Source organism: Streptomyces sp. NPDC004732 (assembly GCF_040609235.1).
GTDB lineage: Bacteria > Actinomycetota > Actinomycetes > Streptomycetales > Streptomycetaceae > Streptomyces.
Genome location: NZ_JBEXJR010000013.1, coordinates 177,271 through 188,359 on the forward strand (window position 1 = coordinate 177,271; position 11,089 = coordinate 188,359).

An 11,089-nucleotide genomic window follows, 5' to 3' on the forward strand; every position below is an offset into this window, starting at 1 on the left:
CGTGCCCGAACCGGCACGGCAGGAAGGGAAGAAGCACATGTCCAGCGACCAGGTCGTCGAGGCCCTGCGCGCCTCGCTCCTCGACAACCAGCGCCTGCGGCAGGAGAACCGCAGGCTCGCCGACGAACCCCGCGAGCCGGTGGCGATCGTCGCGATGAGCTGCCGCTACCCCGGCGGCATTCGCTCACCCGAGGACCTGTGGGAACTGCTGGTCAAGGAGCGCGACGCCGTCACGGGCTTCCCCGCCGACCGCGGCTGGGACCTCGACGGCGTCTACGACGCCGACCCCGACGCGCCCGGCACCTCGTACACCCGCCAGGGCGGATTCCTCCACGACGCCTGCGCATTCGACCCGGGCTTCTTCGGGATATCGCCCCGCGAGGCGCTCGCCATGGACCCCCAGCAGCGGCTGCTCCTGGAGACCGCGTGGGAGGCCGTCGAGCGTGCGGGCATCGACCCGCACACCCTCAGGGGCAGCCGCACGGGCGTGTACGCGGGCGTCATCTACAGCGAGTACGGATCCCGGCTGGCCCGCGTACCCGAAGAGGTCGAGGGCTTTCTGGGCACCGGCAGCATCCCCAGCGTCGCCTCCGGACGCGTCGCCTACACCCTGGGCCTCGAAGGACCCGCGGTCACGCTGGACACCGCCTGCTCCTCCTCCCTCGTCGCCCTCCACCTGGCCTGCCAGGCCCTGCGCGCGGGCGACGCCACGCTGGCCCTCGCGGGCGGCGTCACCGTGATGGCCACGCCCGGCCTCTACGTGGGCTTCAGCCGCCAGCGCGGCCTGGCACCCGACGGACGCAGCAAGTCCTTCGCGGCCGCCGCCGACGGCGCCGGGTTCGGGGAGGGCGCCGGTCTGCTGCTCCTGGAGCGGCTCGGCGACGCCCGCCGCAACGGCCACCCGGTCCTCGCGGTCATCCGCGGCTCCGCCGTCAACCAGGACGGCGCGAGCAACGGCCTGACCGCCCCGAACGGGCCCGCACAGGAGCGCGTCATCCGGCAGGCCCTCGACAGCGCCGCCCTCGGCCCTGCCGATGTCGACTACGTCGAGGCGCACGGCACCGGCACCGTCCTCGGCGACCCCATCGAAGCGCAGGCCCTGCTCGCCACCTACGGCCGCCACCGGCCCACGGAACGGCCGCTGCGGGTCGGCTCGCTCAAGTCCAACCTCACCCACACCCAGGCCGCCGCAGGCGTCGGCGGCGTCATCAAGACGGTCCTCGCCCTGCGCAACGGCCTGCTGCCCCGCACCCTGCACATCGACCGGCCCACCTCGCAGGTCGACTGGAGCGAGGGCGCGGTGTCGCTCCTGACCGCCGCCGAGCCCTGGCCCGAGACGGGACAGCCGCGCCGCGCCGGAGTGTCCTCCTTCGGGGCCAGCGGCACCAACGCCCACGTCATCGTGGAATCCGCCCCCGAAGTGCCCACCGAGGAGCCCGACGAAGGGGGCGGGGAGCACGAGGGCCCCTTCGCCTGGCCGCTGTCGGCCAGGACCGCGGCGGCACTCCGGGCCCAGGCAGGCGCACTCCACGCCCACGTGGCCGCCGACCCGGAACTGCGCCCCGCCGACATCGGACTCTCCCTGGCCACCGGGCGCTCCCGCTTCTCCGAACGCGCCGTCGTCGTCGGCGCGGACCGCACCGAGCTCCTCGACGGACTGGCCGCCCTCGCAAACGGCGACATGCCGGCCGACGGCGCCCACGGCACGGCCCCGCGCGGGACCCGCAGAGCCGTGTTCGTCTTTCCCGGCCTCGGCGCCCAGTGGCCGGGCATGGCGGCCGGACTCCACGACTCCTGCCCGGAGTTCGCCACCCGCGTCGCCGACTGCGAGAAGGCCTTCGCCCCGCACCTCGACTGGTCGCTGACCGCGACCCTGCGGGGCGAGCCGGGAGCGGCCCCGCTGGAGCGGGTCGAGGTCCTGCAGCCCGCCCTGTTCACCGTGATGGTCTCCCTCGCGGCCGTGTGGCGCGCCCATGGAGTGGAACCCGCCGCGGTCGTCGGGCACAGCCAGGGCGAGGTGGCGGCCGCCTGCGTGGCCGGTGCTCTGCCCCTGGAGGACGCCGCCCGCGTCACCGTCCTGCGCAGCCGCGCCCTGTCCACCCTCGCGGGCGGCGGCGGAATGGCGACCTTGATGATGTCGCAGGACGAAGCCACCGCCCTTCTGGCGGCACGCGGCGGCGAGGTGTCGGTCGCGGCGGTCAACGGCCCGCGCGTCGTGGTCGTCGCGGGCCGGGCGGCGGCCGTACGCGACCTCGTGGCCGACCTGTCCGCACAGGGCCTGATGGCCTGGAACATCCCCGTCGACTACGCCTCGCACTGCGGCGACGTGGCGTCCCTGCGCGAGGAACTGCACACCGCGCTCACGGGCATCACCCCGCAGGAACCCGCCGTCCCGCTCCTGTCCGCGGTCGACGCCGAGTGGCTGACCCCGGCCGGGCTCACCCCCGCGTACTGGTACCGCAACCTGCGCGAACCCGTCCGCTTCCACGCGGCCGTGCGCCGCCTCATCGACGCGGGCCACCGTACGTTCGTCGAGGTGAGCCCGCACCCCACGCTCACCTACGGCATCGCGGACTCGGCGGCCGACGCGGGCGCCGACGACATCGAGGTGATCGGCACCCTGCGCCGCGAGGAGGGCGGACCCCGGCGCGTCCTGACATCCCTGGCCGAGGCCGACGCCGCCGGACTGTCCGTCAACTGGGCGAAGACGTACGAGAACTCCCATGCCCGCCGCGTCGACCTGCCCACCTACGCCTTCCAGCGGCAGCGCTACTGGCTCGCCGCGCCCCCCACCGGCGGCGACCCGGCTTCGACGGGACAGAGCGACCCCGACCACCCCCTGCTCGCCGCCGCGGTCGAACTTCCGGACGGCTCGGCCCTGTTCACCGGACGCCTCTCCACCGCCACCCACCCCTGGCTCGCCGACCACGCCGTCTCCGGCACCGTCCTGCTCCCCGGCGTGGCCTTCCTGGAGATGGCGGCCCACGCGGGCGCACGCCTCGGCAGCGCGTTGATCGAGGAACTCACCCTCGCCGCACCCCTGGTCCTGCCCGCGGACGAGCCGTCCGCACACGGCGGGCAAGGCGCCGCCGTCCACCTGCGCCTGACCGTGGGCGTGCCGGACGAGACGGGCAGGCGCACCGTCGACTTCCACTCCCGGCCCGAGCACGCCGACAGCGGGCAGAAACCCTGGACGCGGCACGCCACCGGACACCTCGCCCCCGGCCCGCAGCCGACGACCGCCCCCGCCGAGCCGCGCCCCTGGCCGCCGACCGGCGCCACCCCCCTGGACATCGAGGACCTGTACCGCGTCATGGACGCCCGCGGCATCGCGTACGGCCCCGCCTTCCAGGGCCTGCGCGCCGCCTGGCGGCACGGGGCGGAGATCCTCGCGGAAGTGTCCCTGCCCGAAGGCGTACCCGGCGGATTCGCCGTGCACCCCGCACTCCTCGACGCCGCCCTGCAGACGGCGGGCCTGCGAGCCACGCCCGGCGGCGGGGAGGAGCGGGACCCCGCCGGGGCACCCCTGCCGTTCTCCTGGCACCGGGTCAGCCTGACCGCCACCGCCACCGCCACCGCCCCGGCCCGGACCCTGCGCGTGGTCCTGCGCTCCGACGCAGCCGACGGGTCCGACGGGCAGGACGGGCCGTCGGACGCGGTGACCGTGCAGATCACCGACGAGGACGGACGGCAGGTCGCGGACATCGGCTCGCTGGTGATGCGCACCGCGTCGTTCGACTCGCTGCGCTCCGTGCACCGCTCCATGTACCGCGTCGGCTGGACCCCGCTCGGATCCGTCCAGGCCCGGCCCGTCACCGGCAGTTGGGCACTGCTCGGGGAAGCGGACGCACGTCTGCTGCCCGACGGCCTCGCCGAGCCGCTGCCGGGCGGCACCCGCGACATGCCCTCGGGCAGCGCCGCCGTGCTGCTGCCCTGCCCGCCGACCGGCACCACCGGACCCGAGGCCGTCCACGCCACGGCCGCGGCCGTCCTCGGCCGACTCCAGGCCTGGCTCACGGGCACCGCCGATGCGCCTCTGCCGCTGATCGTCCTCACCCGCGGCGCGGCAGGACCCGGCGAGGAACCCGTCGACCTGGCGGGCGCCGCCGTCTGGGGCCTGCTGCGCTCCGCCCAGCTCGAACATCCCGGCCGCTTCATCCTCCTGGACACCGACGACGCCGACGCCACACCGCAGGCTTTGGCCGACGCCCTGGCCGCGGAGGAGCCCCAGCTCGCGCTGCGCGACGGCACGTTGTACGCGCCGAGACTCCTCGGAGCCGAGACGAGCCCCGCACGCCCCGCCGTGCCCATCGACCCGGACGGCACCGTCCTGCTCACCGGCGGAGGCGGCCTCCTCGCCGGAATCCTCGCCCGCCACCTGGTCACCCGGCACGGCGCCCGCCACCTGCTCCTCCTGGGCCGCCGGGGCGCCCAAGCCCCCGGCACCCGCGAACTGGTCGCGGAACTGCACGAACTGGGTGCCCACGTCACCGTCGCGGCCTGCGACGTCGCCGACCGCGCGGCTCTCGCCCCGGTCATCAAGGGCATCCCCGCACAGCACCCGCTGCGTGCCGTCGTACACACCGCGGGCGTCCTCGACGACGGGCTCCTGGAAGCCCAGACACCGCAGCGGATGAGCGCCGTCCTGCGGCCCAAGACCGACGGCGCCTGGCACCTCCACGAGCTGACCCGCGACGCCGACCTGACGGCCTTCGTCGTCTACTCGTCCGCGGCCGCGGTCTTCGGCAGCCCCGGCCAGTCCACCTACGCCGCCGCCAACGCCTCCACCGACGCCCTCATGACGGCCAGGCACCGCGCCGGACTGCCCGGCACCGCGCTGGCCTGGGGCCTGTGGGCGGACCGCAGCGGCCTCACCGCCGACCTGACCGGCACCGACCTGCGGCGCATGGCGCGCAGCGGCGTACGTGCTCTGAGCGCGCAGGACGGCATGGCCCTGTTCGACACCGCGCTCACCCTGGACGAGCCCGCGCTCGTCCCCGTCCACCTCGACCTCGCCGCCTACCGGGACGGGGCCGTCCCGCCGCTTTTGCGCGCACTGGCCCCGGCCCCCGCCGCCCGCCCCCGCACGGCAGCGGCCGACAGCGCGGCACTGCGCCGACGCCTCGCTGCCACCGGCGGGGACGAGCGTGCCGCGATCCTGCTGGAGCTCGTCCTCACCCAGGCGGCCGACACGCTCGGACACGCCGACGCGGAGGCCCTGAGCGGCGACGACGCCTTCCTCTCGGTCGGCTTCGACTCACTGACCGCGGTCGAACTCCGCAACCGGCTCACCGCCCGCACCGGACTGCGCCTGCGGCCCACCAGCGTCCTGGACAGTGGAACCCCGGCTCGCCTCGCTGCACTGCTGAGCACAGAACTGACCGCCGAAGCAGCCTCCTCCCAGGGCCGCGCCCCCACAACCGGATCCAGCACAACCGGATCCAGCACAACCGGATCCAGCACCACCGAAACCAGCACCACCGGAACCAGCATCACCGAAACCGGCGGCGATGCGCCCGCGGCGAGCGCCGCCGCGGACCCGGTCGCAGCCCTCTTCCGCCAGGCCTGCGAACAGGGCAAGACCGACGAGGGCATCGCGCTCCTGAAGAACGCCGCTGCCCTGCGCGCCGAGTTCACCACCGGAGCCGACCTCCTGACCACCGGCACCGCCCGCCCCGAACTGCTGCACCTGGCCCGGCACGACAACGCCCCGCACCTGGTCTGCTTCGGCTCCGTCGTCGCCATCGGCGGCGCCCAGCAGTACGCCCGGTTCGCCGCACACTTCCGCGGCCGCTACGGAGTCAGCGCCCTGGCAGCCCCCGGCTTCCTGCCCGGCGAGCCGGTACCGGCCGACATGGACGCGCTCCTGGACTTCCAGGCCGCAACCCTGCGAGCGGGCCTGGGGGAGCGGCCCCTGGTCCTCCTCGGCTCCTCATCGGGCGGCACCCTAGCCCACGGTGTGGCGGCCCGCCTCGAAGCACTGGACGCCGGGCCCGCGGCGGTCGTCCTGGTCGACACCTTCCTGTCGGACAACCAAGGGATGACCCAGTTCAACGACGTACTGATCGGCGGGATGTTCGCCCGCGAGGGCCGCGCCGCCCCCATGGACGGCACCCGCCTCACCGCGATGGGCCGCTACTTCCGCCTCCTGGACGACTGGACGCCGCCCGCCGTCCACGCCCCGACGCTCCTGGTCCGCGCCGGTGAGCCGCTCGGTGAACCGGCCCCCGGCGCGGGCGACTGGCGCGCCGCCTGGCCCACCGCCCGCACGGTCGTGGACGTGCCGGGCGACCACTTCTCCCTCATGGAGGAACACGTCGGTACCACGGCCCGGACCATCTCCGACTGGCTCACCGACATCCTCGCCGACCTGCCCTGACCTGACTTGCCCCGACCCGACCCGACCCGACCCGACCCGCTCGTGAGACACGCCCTTGACGAGCCCCGCGCGACCCGGACCAGAACGACCGAACACCCGGGCAACCAAGGAGAGACGCATGACACCAGCACCGCGCCAGGACACACCCCCGCACCAGCACACACCGCACCGCATCGCCGTCCTCGGCGCCGGAGTCATGGGCACGGGCATCGCCGCGCTGGCCGTCGGGCACGGCGTGCCGGTCCTCCTGGTCGACACCGACGTCCAGCAGCTCGACCGGGCGAAGACCGGTATCGATCAGGAGCTGCGCATGGCGCAGCTGATGGGTCGGCTGCCGACGGGGACCACCCCCGGAAGCCTGGAGACGGCCACGACGACCGCAGTGGTCGGCGAGGTAACCGCAGTCATCGAGGCCATCACCGAGATCACCGAACTCAAGGCCGAAGCCCTTGCTGACGTCTCGGCGCGAGTGCGCCCCGGCACGCCGTTGATCTCCAACACCTCGTCGATCCCCATCGACCAACTCGCGGGCCACGCGATACGCCCCTCGGACGTGGCCGGCACCCACTTCATGAACCCGCCGTACCTCATCCCGACCGTCGAGGTCATCCGGGGCGCACGGACCGGCGAGGACACCATGGCCGCGGTCGGCTCGCTGCTCACGGCGCTCCATCGGCGCCAGGTCGTCGTGCGGGACGCCCCGGGCTTCGTCACCAGCCGCGTACTGCACCCCATGATCAATGACGCGGCCCGGGTGGTACAGGAAGGAACCGCCACCGCCGAAGCCGTCGACGCCCTCATGGAGGGCTGCCTCGGCCACCCCACCGGCCCCCTGCGCACCGCCGACCTCATCGGCATCGACAACCTCGTCGACTCGCTCAACGTGCTGCACCAGCACACCGGCGACGACGGCTGCTCCCCGTGCGACCTGCTGCTCGAAAAGGTCCACAAGGGCGAGCTCGGCCGCAAGAGCGGCCGCGGCTTCTACGACTACCAGGAGGAGAACTGATGGACACCCCCGGCAACCAGGCCACGAACGACGATTCCGCAGCCACCGAGAAGGAGATCCTGCGCTTCCTGGAGACCCGGACCAAGCGGTCCTGGACCACCGACCAGGACCTCTTCGCCTCGGGCGGCCTGTCCTCGCTGTTCGCGATGGAACTCGTGGTGCACCTGGAGAAATCCTTCAACGTCTCGATCCGCGGCGCCGACCTCCGGCTCGACAACTTCCGCACCGTCACCTCGATGACGGCACTCGTGGGCCGCCTCCAGACCACCCCCGGAGGAACCGGTGCGTGACCAACCCTCGCCCGGGGCCACCCACACCTCCGCAGTCCCGGCAATCTCCGCCCTGCTCACCGACCTGATCGCGGACGACGCCGACGCCTGGGACCGCGCGGGCCTGCTGCCCGTGGACCTGCTGCGCAAACTGGGCGCCGACGGACTGCTGTGCGCGCAGGTCTCGGCCGCATACGGCGGCCGGGACCTGACCAGCGCCGACAACGGCGAGTTCACCGCCCACGTCGGCAGCCTCTGCAGCTCCGTACGCAGCGTCATGACCTCCCAGGGCATGGCCGCCTGGACCATCGAGCGCTTCGGCACCCCGGAACAGCAGGCCGCCTTCCTGCCGCAGCTCACCGGCGGCGCCCTCGCGGCGACCGGATTCAGCGAACGCGGCGCCGGAAGCGACCTGTCCGCCATGACGACCCGGATCCGCCGCGACGGCGACGGGTTCGTCCTGGACGGACACAAGGCCTGGGTGACCGCCGCCCACTACGCCGACCAGCTGGTCCTGTTCGGGACACTCGAGGAGTCGTACGAGGATCTGTACGAGGATGCGGACGGGCAGCCGGAGCCGGGCGTTGCGGCACCCGGCGCCCAGGCGGCCCCCGGCGCCCAGGCGGCGGCCGTGGTCGTCCCCGCAGCCACCCCCGGCGTCACCATCGAACGCATCCTTGACCCGCTCGGCTGCCGGGCCGCCGGACACGCCAACATCACCCTCGACGGCGTACGCGTACCGGCCGAGAACCTCCTGGGCGGTGTGGGTCTGCCGCTGCCGCTCCTGGTCACCACGGCACTCGCCTACGGCCGCATGTCCGTGGCCTGGGGCTGTGCGGGGATCCTGCGTGGCTGTCTGACCGCCGCCGCCCAACACGCCTCGGTGCGGCGCCAGTTCGGCGTTCCCCTCGCCGAGCACCAGCTGGTCGCCCGCCACCTCGCCGAACTGTACGTCGCCGAGCAGACCGCGACCCGGGCCTGTGAACACGCCTCCCGGTGCTGGGACGACGGGTCGCCGGACCAGGTCACGGCCACCGTCCTGGCCAAACACGTCAGCGCGGGCCACGCGGCCCGCGGCGCGGCGACCGCCGTCCAGGTCCTGGCGTCCGCGGGCGCGCAGGACGGGCATGTCGTGGCCCGCGCCTACCGCGACACCAAGCTGATGGAGCTCATCGAAGGCAGCAACGAGATGTGCCAACTGATGCTGGCACGGCACGTCCTGGCCACCACGGCGTGAAGCACACCAGCACGACGTGAAGCACACCAGCACGACGTGAAGCACACCGGAAGAAAGGAACAGGAATGACCGAGGCCCCCGCCCCGCCCCCGGCGCAGCTCGTCAAGTGCCTGGTCTGGGACCTGGACAACACCCTCTGGCAGGGCACCCTCATCGAGGACGGCGACGTCTCCCTGCCCGACGCCATCCGGGATGTCATCGTGGAGCTGGACTCCCGAGGCGTCCTGCAGTCGGTGGCCAGCAAGAACGACCATGAGACGGCCTGGGCACGCCTGGAGAAACTCGGCGTCGCCGACTACTTCGTCCTGCCGGAGATCGGCTGGGGCCCGAAGTCGGAGTCGGTATGCCGCATCGCGGACGCCCTCAACTTCGCGCTCGGCACCATCGCGTTCATCGACGACCAGCCGACCGAACGCGCGGAGGTCACCTACCACCACCCCGAGGTCCGCTGCTACCCGGCCGAGGCCGCGACCGGCCTGCCACGGCTGCCCGAGTTCAGCCCGCCTGTCCAGACGGTGGACTCCCGGCGGCGCCGCGAGATGTACCAGGCGGGCTTCCGCCGCGAGGCCGCCAGGGCCGAGACGAGCGGACCGGACGAGGACTTCCTGCGCACCCTCGAACTCAACATGCGCATCGGCCGGGCCACCGATGAGGAGCTGTCCCGCGTCGAGGAACTCACCCTGCGGACCAGCCAGATGAATGCCACGGGCGTGCACTACTCGGACTCCGACCTGCGCCACCTCCGAACCGATCCCGCCCACGAAGTCCTGGTGGTCACCCTCACCGACCGCTTCGGCCCGCACGGCGCCGTCGGCGTGCTGCTCCTGGAACGCCACCTGGACCTGTGGCACCTCAAACTCCTGGCCACCTCGTGCCGCGTGGTGTCCTTCGGCGCGGGAGCCACCATCCTGAACTGGCTCATCGACGAGGCGGCAGGCGCAGGAGTCCACCTGGCGGCGGACTTCAGGCCGACCGACCGCAACCGGATGATGGAGATCGCCTACCGTTTCGCGGGCTTCGAACAGAGCGCTTGCCCCTGCACCGAAGCGCTCCCCGAGCCACCGACCGCCAACCTGCAACGCCTGCACCTGGTCCCGGCCCCCCGCCCGCACTCCACGACGACGCGGGTGGCGGCAGTGCCCCTGGCCGCACCGCAGCCGTAACCGAGTGAAAACCCCCATATAGACAAGGAAACGACCCCATGGCGAACCAGGTTGCTTTCACCCCCGACCTCCTTTCCTACGTCAGGGACGTATCCCTGCGCGACGATGCGACCCTGCTGGAACTCCGGACGGAGACGGCACAGCTGCCCGGCGGCGTCGCGATGCAAGTCATGGCGGAGGAAGGACAGTTACTGGCCCTGCTCGTCAGGCTGACCGGAGCCAGGGCCGTGCTGGAGGTCGGCACGTTTACTGGTTATAGCGCGTTGTGCATGGCGCGTGCGCTGCCTGCCGGTGGCACGCTGGTGACCTGCGATATTACGGACCGGTGGGCTGCTGTGGGTGCGGAGTTCTGGCGGCGTGACGGTGTCGGGGAGCGCATTGAGCTGCGGGTGGGGGAGGCGGTGGACACGCTGGATGGGCTGCTTGCCGAGCGTGGCCCGGGCTCGTTCGATCTGGCGTTCATCGATGCGGACAAGTCCAGCTACCTGGCCTACTACGAGAAGACTCTTGCCCTGGTGCGTTCCGGAGGCCTCATCGTCATCGACAACACGCTCTTCCTGGGTCGGGTGGCGGACCCGGAGGCTGATGACGCGGACACCTTGGCCATCCGTGAACTCAACGCGGTGCTTGCCCGGGACGAGCGGGTGGACCTTTCGTTGCTGACGATGGCGGACGGCATCACGCTGGCTCGCAAGCACTGAGGCGGACTGAGGGGCTTGGTGGGAGGGCCGCCAGGAGGGCGCCGGTCATGGTGGTGGCGTGGGCGGCCAGCGAGGCGTCCTGGTGGCCTTCCGATCTCAGTGGCTGTGGGGTGTTGGTGTGGCAGGTCTGTCGCGTCTGCGGTGGTGGGGGTGGGGGTGTGAGTTCTGTGTGGTGGTGAATTGTTTTGGTGGTTTGGTTGGGTGTGGGGTGTGTGTTGGGCTGGTGGTGGGCTGATCCGGGGGGTTGGCCCGTTTTCTTTTTGCCGGTGCTTGCGGTTCGTGGTTTGTGGTTTGTGTTTTCGGCTGTTTCCGGAATGTTTTGTTCCGGCGT

The 11,089-nt window shown here is 72.5% G+C and carries 6 protein-coding genes; all 6 read left to right on the forward strand.

Going from position 1 to position 11,089, the window contains the following annotated elements; all coding sequences use genetic code 11:
• The first annotated feature begins 37 nt into the window (after positions 1 to 37).
• The 6 genes from ABZV77_RS34080 to ABZV77_RS34105 all read left to right on the forward strand — a co-directional run bounded on the left by ABZV77_RS34080 (position 38) and on the right by ABZV77_RS34105 (position 10,758).
• Positions 38 to 6,379: a type I polyketide synthase gene (locus tag ABZV77_RS34080; protein ID WP_356265555.1), complete on the forward strand. Its 6,342-nt coding sequence runs from the start codon at positions 38 to 40 to the stop codon at positions 6,377 to 6,379.
• Positions 6,380 to 6,497: 118 nt separating this feature from the next.
• Positions 6,498 to 7,388: a 3-hydroxyacyl-CoA dehydrogenase family protein gene (locus ABZV77_RS34085; RefSeq protein ID WP_356265518.1), complete on the forward strand. Its 891-nt coding sequence runs from the start codon at positions 6,498 to 6,500 to the stop codon at positions 7,386 to 7,388.
• Positions 7,388 to 7,678 carry an acyl carrier protein gene (locus ABZV77_RS34090; RefSeq protein WP_356265520.1) on the forward strand — a complete coding sequence of 97 codons (291 nt, stop codon included), beginning with the start codon at positions 7,388 to 7,390 and terminating at the stop codon, positions 7,676 to 7,678. Before ABZV77_RS34085 ends, ABZV77_RS34090 begins: the two co-directional genes overlap by 1 nt.
• A gap of 43 nt (positions 7,679 to 7,721) precedes the next feature.
• Positions 7,722 to 8,894 carry an acyl-CoA dehydrogenase family protein gene (locus ABZV77_RS34095; RefSeq protein WP_356265558.1) on the forward strand — a complete coding sequence of 391 codons (1,173 nt, stop codon included), beginning with the start codon at positions 7,722 to 7,724 and terminating at the stop codon, positions 8,892 to 8,894.
• 65 nt (positions 8,895 to 8,959) lie between these two features.
• Positions 8,960 to 10,057 carry an HAD-IIIC family phosphatase gene (locus ABZV77_RS34100; protein ID WP_356265522.1) on the forward strand — a complete coding sequence of 366 codons (1,098 nt, stop codon included), beginning with the start codon at positions 8,960 to 8,962 and terminating at the stop codon, positions 10,055 to 10,057.
• A gap of 38 nt (positions 10,058 to 10,095) precedes the next feature.
• Positions 10,096 to 10,758 (forward strand): class I SAM-dependent methyltransferase, encoded by a 663-nt coding sequence (locus ABZV77_RS34105; protein ID WP_356265525.1) that lies wholly within the window; start codon positions 10,096 to 10,098, stop codon positions 10,756 to 10,758.
• Positions 10,759 to 11,089: the final 331 nt, after the last annotated feature.